The 17,172-nt window shown below is 32.7% G+C and carries 15 protein-coding genes; 13 read left to right on the top strand and 2 right to left on the bottom strand.

From position 1 onward, the window contains the following. Positions 1–104 precede the first annotated feature (104 nt). The 4 genes from ACNQF6_RS09635 (at position 105) to porT (ending at position 2,966) form a co-directional block, all read left to right on the top strand. On the top strand, positions 105–437 hold the full coding sequence (locus ACNQF6_RS09635) for a 2TM domain-containing protein (protein WP_417965371.1): 333 nt from the start codon (positions 105–107) through the stop codon (positions 435–437). Positions 438–450: 13 nt separating this feature from the next. After that, on the top strand, positions 451–933 hold the full coding sequence (locus ACNQF6_RS09630) for a dihydrofolate reductase (RefSeq protein ID WP_417965369.1): 483 nt from the start codon (positions 451–453) through the stop codon (positions 931–933). Between the two features lie 574 nt (positions 934–1,507). Continuing rightward, positions 1,508–2,239, top strand: a complete 732-nt coding sequence (gene ubiE, locus ACNQF6_RS09625) for a bifunctional demethylmenaquinone methyltransferase/2-methoxy-6-polyprenyl-1,4-benzoquinol methylase UbiE (protein ID WP_417965367.1) — start codon at positions 1,508–1,510, stop codon at positions 2,237–2,239. A 22-nt stretch (positions 2,240–2,261) separates the two neighbouring features. Further along, positions 2,262–2,966, top strand: a complete 705-nt coding sequence (gene porT, locus ACNQF6_RS09620; protein ID WP_417965365.1) for a type IX secretion/gliding motility protein PorT/SprT — start codon at positions 2,262–2,264, stop codon at positions 2,964–2,966. A gap of 4 nt (positions 2,967–2,970) precedes the next feature. Here the strand turns inward: porT and ACNQF6_RS09615 are convergent, their stop codons facing one another. Further along, complete coding sequence (locus ACNQF6_RS09615; RefSeq protein ID WP_417965363.1) at positions 2,971–3,696, bottom strand: RNA methyltransferase; 726 nt, start codon at positions 3,694–3,696, stop codon at positions 2,971–2,973. Between the two features lie 37 nt (positions 3,697–3,733). On the opposite strand from ACNQF6_RS09615, the gene tamL reads away from it, so the two are divergent. From tamL to accD, 3 genes are all read left to right on the top strand, one after another. Then, positions 3,734–6,301 carry a translocation and assembly module lipoprotein TamL gene (tamL, locus tag ACNQF6_RS09610; protein WP_417965361.1) on the top strand — a complete coding sequence of 856 codons (2,568 nt, stop codon included), beginning with the start codon at positions 3,734–3,736 and terminating at the stop codon, positions 6,299–6,301. Between the two features lie 60 nt (positions 6,302–6,361). Next, positions 6,362–7,429, top strand: a complete 1,068-nt coding sequence (gene fbaA, locus ACNQF6_RS09605) for a class II fructose-bisphosphate aldolase (protein ID WP_417965359.1) — start codon at positions 6,362–6,364, stop codon at positions 7,427–7,429. A gap of 99 nt (positions 7,430–7,528) precedes the next feature. Continuing rightward, entirely contained in the window at positions 7,529–8,383 is an 855-nt protein-coding gene (gene accD, locus ACNQF6_RS09600) for an acetyl-CoA carboxylase, carboxyltransferase subunit beta (protein WP_099713614.1), read from the top strand. Between the two features lie 114 nt (positions 8,384–8,497). On the opposite strand, the gene ACNQF6_RS09595 is transcribed toward accD, so the two are convergent. After that, positions 8,498–9,748 carry an ABC transporter permease gene (locus tag ACNQF6_RS09595; protein WP_417965357.1) on the bottom strand — a complete coding sequence of 417 codons (1,251 nt, stop codon included), beginning with the start codon at positions 9,746–9,748 and terminating at the stop codon, positions 8,498–8,500. Between the two features lie 198 nt (positions 9,749–9,946). On the opposite strand from ACNQF6_RS09595, the gene purH reads away from it, so the two are divergent. The 6 genes from purH to rodA all read left to right on the top strand — a co-directional run bounded on the left by purH (position 9,947) and on the right by rodA (position 17,169). Then, positions 9,947–11,473 (top strand): bifunctional phosphoribosylaminoimidazolecarboxamide formyltransferase/IMP cyclohydrolase, encoded by a 1,527-nt coding sequence (purH, locus tag ACNQF6_RS09590; RefSeq protein ID WP_417965355.1) that lies wholly within the window; start codon positions 9,947–9,949, stop codon positions 11,471–11,473. A gap of 53 nt (positions 11,474–11,526) precedes the next feature. Beyond that, entirely contained in the window at positions 11,527–12,555 is a 1,029-nt protein-coding gene (locus tag ACNQF6_RS09585) for a rod shape-determining protein (RefSeq protein WP_035668436.1), read from the top strand. A gap of 100 nt (positions 12,556–12,655) precedes the next feature. Then, on the top strand, positions 12,656–13,480 hold the full coding sequence (mreC, locus tag ACNQF6_RS09580) for a rod shape-determining protein MreC (protein WP_417965353.1): 825 nt from the start codon (positions 12,656–12,658) through the stop codon (positions 13,478–13,480). Then, entirely contained in the window at positions 13,473–13,979 is a 507-nt protein-coding gene (locus ACNQF6_RS09575; RefSeq protein WP_417965351.1) for a rod shape-determining protein MreD, read from the top strand. The genes mreC and ACNQF6_RS09575 overlap by 8 nt, the downstream gene beginning before the upstream one ends. After that, complete coding sequence (gene mrdA / locus ACNQF6_RS09570) at positions 13,976–15,928, top strand: penicillin-binding protein 2 (protein ID WP_417965349.1); 1,953 nt, start codon at positions 13,976–13,978, stop codon at positions 15,926–15,928. Before ACNQF6_RS09575 ends, mrdA begins: the two co-directional genes overlap by 4 nt. 5 nt (positions 15,929–15,933) lie before the next feature. Beyond that, on the top strand, positions 15,934–17,169 hold the full coding sequence (gene rodA, locus ACNQF6_RS09565; protein ID WP_417965347.1) for a rod shape-determining protein RodA: 1,236 nt from the start codon (positions 15,934–15,936) through the stop codon (positions 17,167–17,169). The last annotated feature ends 3 nt before the right edge of the window (positions 17,170–17,172 follow it).

Here is a 17,172-nt window from a genome sequence, read left to right as displayed (position 1 = left end):
ATTTACTATTCTAAAGTCAGAAAACGTTTTCATTCTAAATAATCTACAAGCAAAATAGTGACTTTCCAAAATAAATTTTACCTTTATAAACTAAATTTTGATCAATGGAAAAAGAACTACACGAACAGTACGAATATGCAAGGAGAAGAATTAAACAAAAAAAAAGACTGTATTTTCATTTTGTTCTTTTCGTTTTAGGGAGTTTGCTTTTATTTATTGTTAATAAATTTTTCGAAATTGCCGTAGATTCTCACTGGTCAATTTGGGTAATTACCATATGGTTGTTCCTCTTTATTTTACATTTTATAAAAATTTTCATCACGGATCGTTTTATGAATAAAAATTGGGAAAGAGAACAAATAGACCGACTAGTTGCTTTACAACAAAAAAAACTGGATCAATTACAAACACAGGTCAACAACGACGATCTTAAATAACAGTAAATCAATTATGATAATAATGATTGCGGCCGTTGCCGAAAATAATACTCTAGGAAAGAACAATGAACTGGTTTGGCATTTGCCAAATGATTTCAAAAGATTTAAATCCCTTACATCCGGACATCATATCATAATGGGCAGAAAGACATTTGAAAGTTTTCCAAAACCATTACCAAACAGAACCCACGTTATAATCACCAGACAGAAAGAATATCAAGCCGAAGCTTGTATCATAGTTGACAGTATTGATAAAGCATTAGCAATTTGTCCAAAAGACGAAGACACATTCATAATTGGCGGTGGTGAAATTTATACATTAGGACTTCCCTTCACTGACAAAATAGAAATTACACGTGTTCATCACAACTTTGAGGGTGATGCGCATTTCCCCGATATTAATGATGAAGAGTGGAAAATAATAGCCTCAGAATTTAATAAGAAGGATGAAAAACATCTCTACGATTATTCGTATCAGACATTCATTAGAAAATAAAACAAAAAAACATCCTTTTTACGGGATGTTTTTTTTTAACCATTGATCAAAGAGATGACCTACTCTTGAAAGAGTATTTGATAACATAAAATAAAAATCACAAATATTAGTAATACTCCAGAAATGAAGATTATAACATTTGAAGTTTTCTGAGAATACATCTCAAAAAAGCCTTTAATACCAAATACCACGAAGGTACTAAAGACGAAAAAAATTAAAATTTCCAAAAACAAATTTAATCCTAAGAACGTATGTTGCGCTTTAATAACAACACTGCTTTGTAAAACAGTGTTTTCAAAACAGCTAACAAGAACAAATGAGATAAAAAACGCTAAAATTATCCACTTGATTTGGTTGATCGGTTCTCTTTTAATCATTTAATATGGTTATTTTCCTGAATAACAAATTTGTACAATAAAATCCTTAGTTACAATACCCACTTTTAGTGATATTTCAAATAAAGTGAATTCTGGTTTTTAAGCTATTTCAAAAACTAAAAATAAAACTTGTTTCAAATTTTTGAAACCCATTTTAAGTTCGTCAAGTTTGTATTATATTTGTACAAAATAAAAAAATGTCAAAAAAAATAACACCCTATAAAGATTCAGCTCTAGGTAAAAAAGAACAAGTTGCTAAAATGTTTGACACCATTTCTGGAAATTATGACAATCTAAATCGTGTCATTTCTTTCGGTATTGATATAAAATGGCGTAAAAAAGTGTTGCAAATAGTTTCAAAATCAAATCCAAAAATTATTCTGGATATTGCAACTGGAACTGGTGATTTGGCAATTTTGATGGCACAAACAAATGCTAAAAAAATCGTTGGATTAGATATTTCAGCAGGAATGCTGGAAGTAGGCATAAAAAAAATTGCCGCAAAAAATCTTTCCAATACTATCGAAATGATTTTAGCTGACTCAGAAAACATGCCTTTTGAAGACAACTATTTTGATGCGATAACCGTTGCTTTCGGAGTGCGTAATTTTGAAAATTTAGAAAAAGGCTTAGCTGAAATTTTAAGAGTTTTAAAACCTAACGGAGTATTTGTAATTCTAGAAACTTCGGTACCAGATAAAACGCCTTACAAACAAGGATATAGTTTTTATACCAAAAATATTCTTCCATTAATAGGCAAAGTTTTCTCTAAGGATGATGTTGCTTATGGTTATTTATCTGAATCTGCTGCTGCGTTTCCTTATGGAGAAGCGTTAAACAATATTTTGAGAAAAATTGGGTTTATAGATGTTGTAGCCTTACCACAAACTTTTGGTGTAGCTACGATTTACTCAGCTTCTAAAAAATAATACTGAAGATTTCAGCATAAACATGAGAAAAATAATTGTCTTACTATTTTTTGCTTTTATTATAAAAGGATACGCTCAAAAGTCTAAAAATATATTTAGCAAAGACCCTATTATAAATTTGGAAAATTTTCAAAAAAACAGAGTGTATTATGGGTTTTATTTGGGATTCAACTCGTATGATTTCAAAATAGACTATAAAACAGTGGGTCCTGATATTCTTATAAAAAGAACCACTGGATTTAACGTGGGTATCGTTGCTGATTTGAAACTTCATGAATACATTGACTTGCGATTTGAACCAGGTCTTTATTATACAAAAAGAGATTTATACTATCCAAATTTCACAAACAGTGGAGATGCGCTGAGAGAAGTAAATAGTACTTACATCCACTTCCCATTATTGATGAAATTCTCCTCTCTTAGAACAGGAAATATTCGTCCCTATTTATTGGGAGGCGTGTCTGCAACGTTAAACTTGTCCAGCAATTCTAAATTAATTGATGACAATTTAGAACAACGCTTTAGAGTAAAAGCGTGGACAACTAATTATGAATTGGGTTTCGGAATTGATCTTTTTTCAGAATATTTTATATTTTCCCCTTCCATAAGAGGTGTCTTTGGAATGAATGACGAATTAATCCGAGATAAAGACCCAAACAGTCCATGGACAGGCAATATAGAATCTTTGAAAACCAGAGCAGTCTTCATTAATTTTACTTTCCATTAAAAACTTACCCTCTACAAAACTCGCTTAATACTATAGCGGTAGCTGTGGCAACATTAAGGCTTTCTGTTTTTTGAAGATCTCCAAAACGAGGAATTGTGAGTCTGTTTTTGACTAATTTTTCAACTGCTGCAGAAACTCCATTTGCTTCATTGCCCATAATAATAATCCCTTTTTTAGGCAAAACCGATTTATAAATATTCTCTCCATCCATAAAAGTACCAAAAACGGGTAATTTTGTTTGTGTAATAAAAGCATTAAGATCAATATAATTTACGTTAACCCTGGCGATAGAACCCATAGTTGCCTGAACAACTTTTGGATTATAAATATCAACAGTCTCCTTAGAACACAACAACTGTTTAACACCAAACCAATCACACAAACGCAATATAGTCCCTAAATTTCCCGGATCACGAATTGCATCAAGCGCTACAATTAAACCGGTTTCAATAATTGGTTTTTCTAATGGCATTTTGAAAACTCCCAAACAGGTATTTGGGGTTGCTAATGCACTTATTTTTTTTAAATCATTCTCTTGAATAATCGTTTTTTTAGCTACAGAAACCTCTTCAAAATCATATTGGGTGGTATACAAATGTTCCAATTCAAAATTTGACTCCAGCAGTTCGTGAATCCCTTTTACGCCTTCGGCAAAAAATAATTTATTGGCAATTCTATATTTTTTTTGCTGCAAACTCGTTATAAGCTTTATTTGGTTTTTACTAACCATAAAATAATGTACTTTTGAATTAAATATTTTAGAACACTTGAGAAAAACTTCCACAAAAATAACTGCATTTATTCTAATTGCAATACTAATTTGCGCTTGTAACGCTGTAAAAAGAGTTCCAGACGGAAAACTACTGCTTACAAAAAACGAAATTACTGTAAATGACAAAACAATTAAGGATGAAAATGTTTTTAATCAACTGTATCAAAAACCAAACAGCACCTTACTTGGATACCGTTTACGCTTGAATCTTTACAATCTTGCCAATCTAAATCCAGATTCAACGTATCAAGCCAAGTTTACAAATAATCCGGAAAAATTTAGAAGAAAATCAAAATGGCTGTCTGAAAAACAAGTTAATCGACTTGGAAAATCGTTCTGGTATCACGGAATCCATGATTTCTTAAAAAAAACCGGAGAACCTCCCGTAATTATTGATAAAGACAGAGCTGAGAAATCATTGTTGCGTTTGGAATATTATTATTTCAACAATGGTTTTTTTAATGTCAATGCCAATTACAAAATAGACACTTTGAGCATCAAAAAGGGCAAGATAAAATACGCCATTACTCCTGGAAATGCTTATTTTTTAGATTCCTTGAGAACTACTATTTTAACTCCGGCTTTAGATTCTTTATATGAGAGCAACAAGTCAAACACTTTTATCAAATCCGGAAATCAATATAAAACAGAAGATTTTGAGAATGAAAAAAACCGAATCACCACTCATTTTAGAAACAACGGAGTGTATTATTTTCAACCTAATTATGTAACTTTTGACATAGACACCATTAAGAAAGTTAATCAGGCCAATATCAACTTGAGAATTGCAAATTACTCCTACCAACAGGAAGATTCCAGCAGAACCGAACCTTTTAAAATTTACAAAATAAGCGATGTAAATATTTACACTGATTATTCTCCAAACAATAATAATATAAAAATTACGGACAGCACAACCTACAAGAACTTTAATTTATACAGTCAGAACAAATTACGATACAAGCCACGAGCCATAACTAATGCCATATTCATTACAAAAGGAGGTTTGTTTGCAGATTACAAAACTGTTTTGACAACACGGTATTTAAATAATCTTAAAATTTTCAACTATCCTTCGATACAATATGAAGTAGATTCAAGAGACTCAACTGCACAATCATTGATTGCAAAAGTATATTTAACACCAAGAAAAAAATATAGTTTTGGAACGACATTAGATGTAACTCATTCTAACATACAGGATTTTGGTATAGGCTTAAGTGTTTCTGAAACCATAAGAAATGTTTTCAATGGAGCCGAAACACTGGAATTAGCTGCTCGTGGCAATATTGGATCATCTAAGGATTTAGCAAATCCAAAGAATAACTTCTTCAATGTTTCTGAATATGGATTAGATTTAAAACTTAACATCCCAAGGATTTTCATGCCTTTCAGCACTGAAAAAATCATTCCCAAAAGCATGATTCCATCTACTCTGATTACAGTTGGTTTTGCAAAACAACAAAATATTGGTTTAGATAAAGAGAATTTCACAGGAGCATTATCATATAACTGGACTCCAAAAAGGAACAATACAGCTAGATTTGATTTGTTCAACACTCAGTTTGTCCAAAATCTAAATCCACAGAATTACTTTAATGTTTACGGTTCTTCTTATAATGCTTTGAATCAAATCAGCAAGGAATACAATACAAATCCCTCCTATTACAACAATGACATTGATAAAGATTTGCTTATTGAAGAAGGAACCGTTGGTTTTACTAATGATGTTCTCACTGGAAACGCAAATTTTTTGAAACCATTAGAACCCGCAGATTTTCAGTCAGTAAAAAGTATTGAGGAACGAAGACTACGACTTACGGAGAATGACTTTATTTTAGCAACCAGCTTCACTTTTTCAAAAACAACCAAAAAGGATTTAACAGATAATAATTTTTATCTTTTTAAAACAAAAATAGAATCGGCAGGAACCATTTTATCTGCTTTTGCAGCAACAACAAATCAAAAGAAAAATTCAACTGGCAATTATGAAATATTCAATTTAGAATATTCAGAATATATAAAAACAGAATTTGACTACATTAAACATTGGGATTTGTCCAAAGAAAAAATATTTGCCTTTAGATCGTTTTTTGGGATAGCTATTCCATTTGGAAATTCAGACTACATTCCTTTTTCAAGAAGTTATTTTTCAGGAGGATCAAATGACAACAGAGCATGGCAACCATATGGTTTAGGACCGGGCAGCAGTGGCGCATTAGACGATTTTAATGAGGCAAATATGAAAATTGCGATTAGCGGAGAGTATCGCTTTAAGATATTAGGCAGTTTAAAAGGAGCACTTTTTGCCGATGCAGGGAATATTTGGAACGTATTGGATAATGTAGAAGATGAGAAATCTACATTTACCCAATTTAAGGACTTAAAAGATATCGCATTAGGCACTGGATTTGGGCTTAGATATGACCTAAGTTTTTTTGTAATTCGTTTTGATTTAGGATTTAAAACCTACAATCCAGCCAATGAAACCAACAAAAGATGGTTTAGAGAATATAATTTTGCGAACTCCGTTTTAAATTTTGGAATAAATTATCCGTTCTAATGCTAATTAATTCTTATTTTTGCAAACTAAAAACTAAATAAAATAACTAAAAAAATTACAATGGCACACAACATAAAACCAGGCGTAGCTACAGGAGATCAGGTTCAGGAAATTTTTAATTATGCTAAAGAAAAAGGATTTGCACTTCCAGCAGTAAATGTTACGGGATCAAATACGATCAATGGTGTACTTGAAACTGCAGCAAAACTTAACGCTCCAGTTATCATTCAATTTTCTAATGGAGGAGCACAATTTAATGCAGGAAAAGGACTTTCTAATGCAGGTGAAAAAGCTGCAATCGCTGGTGGAATTGCTGGTGCATTACACATTCACACTTTGGCGGAAGCTTACGGAGCAACCGTAATATTACATACTGACCACTGTGCAAAAAAATTATTGCCTTGGATTGACGGTTTATTAGATGCTTCAGAAAAACATTTTGCTGAAACTGGAAAACCATTATTTTCTTCTCATATGATTGACTTATCTGAGGAGCCTATCGAAGAAAATATCGAAATTTGCAAAGGATATTTAGAAAGAATGAGCAAAATGGGAATGACACTTGAAATCGAACTTGGAATTACAGGTGGAGAAGAAGATGGTGTTGACAACTCTGATGTTGATAGTTCTAAATTATATACACAACCTGAAGAAGTTGCTTACGCATACGAAGAACTTTCTAAAGTAAGCCCAAGATTTACAATTGCAGCTGCTTTTGGAAACGTACATGGAGTTTACAAACCAGGAAATGTAAAATTGACTCCAAAAATCTTAAAAAATTCTCAAGATTTTGTTCAAAATAAATTCAATACAGGACACAACCCGGTAGACTTCGTTTTCCACGGTGGTTCAGGTTCTACATTAGAAGAAATTAGAGAAGGTATTAGCTACGGAGTAATAAAAATGAATATCGATACTGATTTACAATTTGCTTTTACGGAAGGTATCCGTGATTACATGGTAAAAAACATCGATTATTTAAAAACTCAAATTGGAAACCCAGAAGGTTCTGATGCTCCAAACAAAAAACATTACGATCCAAGAAAATGGTTGCGTGAAAGTGAAGTTACTTTCAACACAAGACTTGAGCAAGCATTTGCTGACTTAAACAACGTAAATACACTATAATAGATTAAGTTTAATTCCAAATCCCGATATAACTATCGGGATTTGAAATCTAAACCATAAATTACAGGAAATGATTACTGAACACTGAATACTAGAAATATGGCTTGGTTTAAAAGAAAAGAAAAAGGGATTACTACTGCTACCGAAGACAAAATGGACATTCCAAAAGGGCTTTGGTACAAATCTCCAACTGGAAAAATTATTGATGCCGATGAACTAGCTCGCAACTTATTTGTAAGTCCCGAAGATGGTTTTCACGTTAGAATTGGAAGTACAGAATATTTTCAAATTTTATTTGACAACAATGAATTTGTTGAATTAGATAAAAACATGACTTCTAAAGATCCTTTGCATTTTGTTGACACAAAAAAATATGCAGATCGTTTGAAAGATGTTATGGAAAAAACCAAACTTAAGGACGCAGTGCGCACCGGAGTTGGAAAATCAAAAGGGAAAGATGTTGTCATCTGCTGTATGGATTTTGCCTTTATTGGCGGATCTATGGGAGCTGTAGTGGGAGAAAAAATCGCAAGAGGAATCGATCACGCTATCAAAAACAAATTACCTTTTGTTATGATTTCAAAATCAGGTGGAGCAAGAATGATGGAAGCTGCATATTCATTAATGCAATTAGCTAAAACATCAGTAAAACTTGCTCAACTTGCCGAAGCAAAACTGCCTTACATTTCACTATGTACGGATCCAACAACTGGAGGAACGACAGCTTCTTACGCCATGTTAGGAGATATTAATATTTCTGAACCAGGCGCATTAATAGGGTTTGCAGGACCAAGAGTAGTGAGAGACACAACCGGTAAAGATTTGCCAGAAGGTTTCCAGACAGCTGAGTTCTTACTTGAACATGGTTTCTTAGACTTTATAACACCACGAAAAGAATTAAAAGACAAGATTAACTTGTATATCGATTTGATTCAAAACAATACTATTAGATAAATGAAAATCCCGAGCAATCGGGATTTTTTATTTTTGATAATTCACTACAAATAAAAACAGCTTTCAAATAATTTTGAAAGCTGTTTTTATATTTATTTATGCGTTCGCCCTAATTTACATTCCTGTTCTAATGGCTTCCACTGGATCTAGTTTTGAAGCAGAAATCGCTGGAAGTATTCCAGAAATTACACCCACAATAATTGACAATCCTGATCCAATAAGTATATTCCAAAAGCTCAAAACAAATTCAAAATCTAACACACTAGTTAAAAGCATTGATAGTAACCAAACTATCAATAGTCCAATAGCTCCACCAATAACACATAGAATAACCGCTTCAAATAGAAACTGGAAAAGTATAAATCTATTTTTTGCACCTAATGATTTTTGAATCCCAATTAAATTGGTACGCTCTTTTACAGAAACAAACATTATGTTAGCTACTCCAAATCCTCCAACTAAAAATGAAAAAACACTAATCAAAATTCCTCCACCACGCATGGCACTAATAATCCCATCTAACAAATCAGTAAATCCAGAAAGAACATTGATGAAAAAATTATCAGCCTCATCGATTTTCATACCACGATAATTCCTCAGTTTTTGAGCCAGTTCCGCTTTAAATGCATCCATATCAACCCCCTTTTGAGGCTTTACAAGAATTACAGGCGTCATTGAATCATTATTATCACCATACAACTTTCTTAAAAAATTAACCGGAATAAAAACTGAAGTATCATTACTATCGCCAAACATACCTTCTCCTTGCTTTTTTAACACACCAATAACTGTGAAGCGCTGTCCATACAGACGTAGATTTTTTCCAATAGGTTCGCTTTCGCCAAAAAGATTGTTAGCAATTTCATAACCCAAAACGACTACAGGAGCTCCAGAATTAGATTCAGATTCATTATAAAACCTTCCTTTTGCAAACTCAAGTCCTTGAATCTCTATGAATTCTTGAGATACCGGAACAACATTCACGCCACTCACTGACTCCGATTCGAATTTCAGAACCTCTCTACCTACAAAAAATTGATAAGCCATTTGATCTATACCATTCATTGAACTTTTCAAGTATTCATATTCATCATATTTAACATCCGGAAATTGTTCTCTTTTCCATAGTGGAATTTCAGAAGGCCCAAATGAAAACCGCATTAAATAAATGGTGTTTTTATCCAAACTGCTTAAATCTTTTTTTATTTTTCTGTCCAAAGAATCAACAGCTGCAAGTACAGCTATAATCGAAAAAATTCCAATAGTAACTCCTAACAAAGAAAGCAACGTTCTTAACTTATTGTTTCGCAATGCATTCATTGCAAAACCAAAACTCTCTTTTAATAATCGAAGGTAAACTAGCATAAAATCTTTTTTGTATTAAAGTAAAATTCCATAAATATTATTCAAAAACCTAATGAAAAATGTATTCGTTGCCGTGTGAATCAATTATTTTATCTTTGCTAATGAAATAGGAGTAAAAATTACACATTATCTCATTTTCAAATGGCTTAATTTTCACATTAAAAAACTATTTTTGCACTTTATAACTATAACTACATAATGAACACAACAAAAAAAATTCAATCTGCATTAATCTCTGTCTTTTCAAAAGAAGGATTAGAACCTATAGTAAGACAACTAAACAGTCAAAATGTTACACTTTATTCTACTGGAGGAACTGAGGATTTTATAAAAAATTTAGGAATTCCTGTAATTCCTGTTGAAGATGTTACCTCTTACCCTTCTATTTTGGGCGGTAGAGTAAAAACATTACACCCAAAAGTTTTTGGAGGAATCTTGAACCGTCAAGACAATGAGAGTGATGTACAACAAATGATAGAGTTCAACATTCCGCAAATAGATTTAGTAATTGTTGACTTATATCCTTTTGAAAAAACAGTATCTTCTGGAGCTAGTGAATCAGATATTATTGAAAAAATAGATATTGGTGGTATTTCTTTGATACGTGCTGCCGCAAAAAACTTCAAGGACACTGTAATTGTAGCATCGGTTGACCAATATGGTTTGCTTTTGGATTTGATTACAGAGCAAAATGGAGCTACAACACTGGAAGACAGAAAATTATTAGCTACAAAAGCATTTCATGTTTCATCTCATTATGACACTGCGATATTTAATTACTTCAACACTGACGAAACAATATACAAACAAAGTATTGCTGACGGTCAAGTTTTAAGATATGGTGAAAACCCACATCAAAAAGGATTTTTCTTCGGGGATTTTGACGCAATGTTCAACAAAGTCCATGGAAAAGAATTGTCTTACAATAATTTATTAGATGTAGATGCTGCCGTAAATTTGATTAATGAATTCAAAAATGACGGTCCTACATTTGCTATATTAAAACACAATAATGCCTGTGGTTTAGCGTCAAGAACTACCATTAGTGAAGCGTATCTTGCGGCTTTGGCCTGTGATCCTACTTCAGCTTTTGGAGGTGTTTTAATTTCGAATACAAAAATTGATGTAGCTACTGCTTCAGAGATAAACAAATTGTTTTGCGAAGTTGTAATTGCTCCAGAATATGATACTGAAGCCATTGCAATTTTACAAGAAAAGAAAAACCGAATTATATTAATCCAAAACGAAGTAGAATTACCACAAAAACAAGTTCGTACTTGCTTAAACGGAATTTTAGTTCAGGAAAGAAACAACATAACCGACAATAAAGAAGACTTAAAAACCGTTACTATAACTGAACCTACTGAACAAGAAATTCAGGATTTAATTTTTGCTTCTAAAATTTGTAAAAACACAAAATCAAATACAATTGTTTTCGCAAAAAACGGTACACTTATTGCGTCAGGTACAGGACAGACATCAAGAGTTGATGCCTTGAAACAAGCAATAGAAAAAGCGAATAATTTTCACTTTGATTTGCATGGAGCTGTGATGGCAAGCGACGCATTTTTTCCTTTTCCAGATTGTGTAGAAATAGCTAAAGAAGCTGGAATAACTGCTGTAATTCAGCCAGGAGGATCAATAAAAGACGAATTGAGTATTAATTATTGTAATGAAAATAAAGTTGCAATGGTATTTACCGGAACTCGTCATTTTAAACATTAATTTGTTTAACTTTGCCCGTCACAAATTTATAACTTTTAACCCTTAAAAAACTTATGGGATTTTTTGATTTCATGACCGAGGATATTGCGATAGACCTTGGTACCGCCAACACTTTAATCATACATAATGATAAAGTTGTCATAGACAGCCCTTCGATAGTTGCTCGTGATAGAGTTTCAGGCAAAATCATCGCTGTTGGTAAAGAAGCCAACATGATGCAGGGAAAAACACATGAAAACATTAAAACGATAAGACCTTTGAAAGATGGTGTAATTGCTGATTTTGATGCTTCTGAAAAAATGATCAGTATGTTTATAAAAAGCATCCCGGCATTGAAAAAAAGAATGTTTACTCCCGCATTAAGAATGGTTGTTTGTATTCCCTCAGGAATTACTGAAGTGGAAATGAGAGCTGTAAAAGAATCATGCGAAAGAGTAAATGGTAAAGAAGTTTATTTGATACATGAACCTATGGCAGCAGCAATAGGTATTGGAATAGATATCATGCAACCTAAAGGAAACATGATTGTTGATATAGGTGGAGGAACAACTGAAATTGCAGTAATAGCATTAGGCGGAATTGTATGTGATAAATCGGTAAAAATTGCCGGTGATGTTTTTACAAATGACATCGTTTATTACATGCGTACGCAACACAATCTTTTTGTTGGAGAAAGTACAGCTGAAAAAATCAAAATTCAAATTGGTGCCGCTATCGAAGATTTAGAAACTCCTCCAGAAGACATGTCAGTTCAAGGTAGAGATTTACTGACAGGTAAACCAAAACAAGTAGAAGTTTCATATAGAGAAATTGCTAAAGCGCTAGACAAATCAATACAACGAATTGAAGATGCAGTAATGGAAACTTTATCACAAACACCTCCAGAATTAGCAGCTGATATTTATAACACAGGTATTTATCTTGCAGGTGGAGGATCTATGTTAAGAGGTCTTGATAAAAGGATTTCACAAAAAACAGATTTACCTGTATACATTGCTGAAGATCCATTAAGAGCAGTTGTTAGAGGAACTGGTATGGCACTTAAAAACATTACAAAATTTAAAAGCATTTTGATTAAGTAATCAGTTTTTGTTGCACTTGCCAGCCTTCAAGCTCATGACAAATTAAAGCAATAAGATTACAAAACAAGACATACAGTTATTTACATTATACCGTTAAGAAATGCAGCAAATATTTAATTTTATTTTTAAAAACAGTAATAGATTACTGTTTTTGCTGCTTTTAGGTATCTCGTTATCACTCACCATTCAATCCCATTCCTTCCACAGAAGCAAAATAATTAGCTCTGCAAATTTTTTAAGCGGCGGAGTCTATGAAAAGGTGAACAATCTTAACGAATACTTGAATTTAAAAACTCAAAATGATGCGCTTGCTCTTGAAAATGCAAAGCTGAAAAGTATTTTATTTAATCGAAAAGACACTACTGCAATAAAAAAACTAGACAGCATTAAAGGTGTAAAACCAGACGACATTGTTGTTTCCAAAGTAATACACAACTCTTATAATGTTCATGAAAATTACTTAACCTTGAATTCAGGAGAATTGCAAGGTGTAAAACCAGATATGGGGGTAATTAACAGTTTGGGAATTGTTGGAATCATAGAAAACACATCTCCAAATTATTCGACTGTAATCAGTATTCTGAATAAAAAGTCTCAAATCAATGCAAAAATAAAAAAGTCAAATCACTTTGGGTCACTTGTTTGGGACGGAAAAAGCACTGGATTTGTTCAATTAGTCGATGTTCCTAGATTAGCGGCAATAAGAAAAGGAGATACCATCGTAACTGGTGGACAATCTGTAATTTTTCCAGAAAATATAGGAATAGGCACTATCGAAAATATCTATACTGAAGAAGAAACTAATTATTATAAAATAAACGTCAGACTATTCAATGACATGACAAATTTAGGTCATGTCTATATTATAAAAAGGAAAGACCGTCAAGAAATTATTAATTTAGAAAAAAGAGAAAAGGATGAATAGCGCATTGTTAGTCAATATTTTTCGATTTATTCTGTTATTGGCAGTTCAAATTATCATATTCAACAATATGAATTTTTTGGGTTATATAAGTCCTTTCCCTTATATATTGTTCATAATACTTTATCCTGTAAACGGAAACAAATCTGGCCTTGTAGTTGCGAGTTTTATACTTGGACTTATTATGGATATGTTTAGTAATTCAGGCGGAATACATGCCACAGCATGTTTATTTCTAGCTTATTTTAGACCTGCTGTGTTTAAATTTGCTTTTGGTCTAAGTTATGAATATCAAACTGTAAAACTAAATGATGTTTTGACACCTGAAAGATTCTCTTTTATACTACTTTCTGTTGTCATTCACCATTTTACATTATTTATACTGGAAGCATTCCAATTTAGCTTTATTTTTGATATTCTAATTAGAACTTTACTAAGTACTGTATTCACAATCATTATTTGTATTATCATAATATACCTTATTAAGCCAAACAAAAGATGAGAAAAGTATTGTTGCCTTCTTTAATCATTCTAGCTACATCTTTACTTGTAATGCGAATCTTTTATTTGCAAATTGTTGACGACACTTTAAAACTAAAGTCTGAAAACAATGCTATTAAAAAAAAGTATGAATATCCCGAAAGAGGATATATGTATGATAGAAAAGGAAAGTTATTAGTTGCTAATCAAGCATCCTATGACATCATGGTCATTCCTAGAGATGTTAAAAATACTGATACTTTAGAATTTTGTCAATTATTGAATATTACAAAAGAAGATTTCATAAAAAAAATTGAAAAAGCTACAGTATACAGTCCACGCTTGCCATCTGTTTTTTTATCTCAATTGAACAAAAGCGAATTTGCTGCGTTTCAAGAAAAACTAAGAAAATATGAAGGCTTTTATTTTCAAAAACGTTCCCTTCGTGATTATGAAGTAGATTTTGGAGCTAATATTTTTGGAGGCATCACTCAGGTAAACGAAAAACTAGTTGCAAAAAATCCGTATTATAATAGTGGCGATTTGATTGGACGACAAGGAGTTGAAGAAAGCTATGAAGATCTTTTACGTGGAGTAAAAGGCGTAAAATACATTCAAAAAGACAAATACAACAGGGAAATAGGCTCTTATAAAGACGGAAAATACGACACTATCGCTGTTCAAGGTGAAGATATAAATCTAACTATAGATGCTGAAATTCAAAAGTATGGAGAAGAATTAATGATTAATAAACGAGGTGGAATTGTTGCAATCGAACCAAGTACTGGAGAAATATTAGCACTAGTAACCGCTCCATCATACGACCCTGGTATATTGGTAGGAAGACAAAGATCTAAAAATTACACCGAATTGTATCGCGATTCTATAGCAAAACCACTTTATGACAGAGGCTTGCTGGCTGAGTATCCTCCGGGATCTCCGTTCAAAATTTTAACTGGTCTTGTTGCGCTACAAGAAGGTGTTATTGATGCTAATACTACTGTTTTTTGTAATCGGGGTTTTAGCTATGCAAGAGGACGCTTTATGGGGTGTCACTGCCATGGAGGTGCGCTTCAATTGCATAGAGGAATTTTTGAGTCCTGCAATTCTTATTTTGCAACGGCTTACATGAAAACAATCAATAAATATTCAAAACCTGCACAAGCAGTTGATATATGGAGTAATCACGTAAAAAGTTTTGGTCTTGGACAATTCATGGGATATGATTTACCAACTGGTAAAAAAGGAAAAGTGCCTGATTCAAAAACATACAAACGCATTTATCCTAACGGTGGCTGGAGAAGTACAACTATTGTTTCTAATTCAATTGGACAGGGGGAAGTACTTATGACACCTATTCAGCTTGCGAATATGATGGCAACAGTTGCGAATGAAGGATATTATTACACACCTCATATCATTAAAAAAATTGAAGGTCACAAAATTGACAAAAAATTCACCACTAAACATGAAACTACAATTGATAAAAAACATTTCAAACCAATTATCAGCGGTTTATTTGATGTTTACAACTTAGGTACGGCCAGATCACTCCGAGTTGAAGGGATAGATATTTGTGGTAAAACCGGAACAGCAGAAAATTTTGCAAAAATTGGTGGAGTACGCGTAAAAATGGAAGATCACTCTATATTCGTAGCCTTTGCACCAAAAGATAATCCAAAAATTGCAATTGCAGTTATGGTTGAAAATGGTGGTTATGGAGCAACTATAGCCGGACCTATTGCCAGTTTGATGATAGAAAAATACCTAAGACAAAAAATCACCAGAGTTGACCTAGAAAAAAGAATTTTAGCGACAAGTTTACAAAATCGATATGCAAAATTAGGAGGACTGTCTGAAGCTGTAAAATTACAATTAAGAATTAGCGATTCTCTCCTAAAAAAGAAAACTACATTCCCAACTGTTAAAATAAAAACAGATACTACTAAATCGAATAAACAAGCCATCTAATTCCGATGAAAAACCAAAGCATAACAAATAACATTGACTGGATAAGCATAATAATTTATGCTTCATTAGTTATTTTGGGTTGGCTAAATATCTATTCATCTTCTCTTTCGTCAATGGAAGACACTCATGAAAAACAGCTTATATTCATTATACTAACTATTCCTTTAATTTTTATTGTACTTTCTGTTGACGGTAAATTTTATGAAAAATACGCCAGTATCATTTTTGGAATTTCATTACTTACATTAGCAGGATTATTTTTATTTGGTAAAACCATAGCGGGACAACGTTGTTGGTATGCAATAGGCAGCTTTACTATTCAGCCTTCTGAATTTGCAAAAGCGGCGACAGCTTTAGCTTTAGCAAAATATTTAAGTGACACCCAAATCAATTTAAAAGAAGTAAATAGGCAGGTACAAGCACTTGCTATTATTCTTTTACCTGTCATCCTAATACTTCCTCAACCTGACCCAGGAAGTGCTTTAATATACAGTATATTCATCATCGTTTTATACCGCGAAGGCTTGCCGTCATGGTATGTTTGGACAGGATTTATCACCATACTTTTATTTGTATTAACGCTGGTGTTAGAGCCACAATATGTAATTCTTATAGCATTAATAACATTGATATTAGTCCATTTAAAATCAAGATTAGCCGATAGAAATATCATTTTAAGCAGTATCCTTTTTGTGGTTATTTCTGGGTTTGTTTTATCTGTAAACTATGTTTTCGAAAATGTCTTTAAACAACATCATAGGGATCGTTTTAATATACTTTTAGGCAAAACAGTCGATCTGAAAGGAATTGGTTATAACACCAATCAATCAGAAATAGCCATTGGTTCCGGAGGTTGGTTTGGAAAAGGGTTTCTTGAAGGAACACAAACAAAGGGTGGATTTGTTCCTGAGCAACATACTGATTATATATTCACAACAGTCGGTGAAGAATGGGGTTTTATAGGCTCATTAACTGTTATTGCTCTTTTTGCAGGTCTATTTCTTAGAATAATATATCTGGCTGAAAGACAAAAAACAAAATTCAGCAGAGTCTATGGATATTGTGTTGCCGGGATTTTATTTACTCATTTCTTTGTAAATATTGCGATGGTAATTGGCATTTTTCCAACTATTGGGGTTCCACTTCCGTTCTTCTCTTATGGAGGTTCTGGACTTTGGGGCTTTACTATATTATTATTTATATTTATAAAAATGGATGCCAATAAAGTAAACGAGTGGTAATTA

The sequence above is a fragment of the Flavobacterium pasteuri genome (assembly GCF_048286615.1).
Lineage (GTDB): Bacteria > Bacteroidota > Bacteroidia > Flavobacteriales > Flavobacteriaceae > Flavobacterium.
Note: the sequence above shows the minus strand (reverse complement) of the source record. Positions and strands in the feature narration are given on the sequence as shown.

Coding starts and splice junctions, on each gene's coding strand:
- ACNQF6_RS09630 (WP_417965369.1), top strand. CDS start 451: ATGATAATAATGATTGCGGCCGTTGCCGAAAATAATACTCTAGGAAAG.
- fbaA (WP_417965359.1), top strand. CDS start 6,362: ATGGCACACAACATAAAACCAGGCGTAGCTACAGGAGATCAGGTTCAG.
- ACNQF6_RS09615 (WP_417965363.1), bottom strand. CDS start 3,696: ATGGTTAGTAAAAACCAAATAAAGCTTATAACGAGTTTGCAGCAAAAA.
- mreC (WP_417965353.1), top strand. CDS start 12,656: ATGCAGCAAATATTTAATTTTATTTTTAAAAACAGTAATAGATTACTG.
- ACNQF6_RS09575 (WP_417965351.1), top strand. CDS start 13,473: ATGAATAGCGCATTGTTAGTCAATATTTTTCGATTTATTCTGTTATTG.
- ACNQF6_RS09635 (WP_417965371.1), top strand. CDS start 105: ATGGAAAAAGAACTACACGAACAGTACGAATATGCAAGGAGAAGAATT.
- porT (WP_417965365.1), top strand. CDS start 2,262: ATGAGAAAAATAATTGTCTTACTATTTTTTGCTTTTATTATAAAAGGA.
- purH (WP_417965355.1), top strand. CDS start 9,947: ATGAACACAACAAAAAAAATTCAATCTGCATTAATCTCTGTCTTTTCA.
- mrdA (WP_417965349.1), top strand. CDS start 13,976: ATGAGAAAAGTATTGTTGCCTTCTTTAATCATTCTAGCTACATCTTTA.
- ACNQF6_RS09585 (WP_035668436.1), top strand. CDS start 11,527: ATGGGATTTTTTGATTTCATGACCGAGGATATTGCGATAGACCTTGGT.
- accD (WP_099713614.1), top strand. CDS start 7,529: ATGGCTTGGTTTAAAAGAAAAGAAAAAGGGATTACTACTGCTACCGAA.
- ACNQF6_RS09595 (WP_417965357.1), bottom strand. CDS start 9,748: ATGCTAGTTTACCTTCGATTATTAAAAGAGAGTTTTGGTTTTGCAATG.
- rodA (WP_417965347.1), top strand. CDS start 15,934: ATGAAAAACCAAAGCATAACAAATAACATTGACTGGATAAGCATAATA.
- ubiE (WP_417965367.1), top strand. CDS start 1,508: ATGTCAAAAAAAATAACACCCTATAAAGATTCAGCTCTAGGTAAAAAA.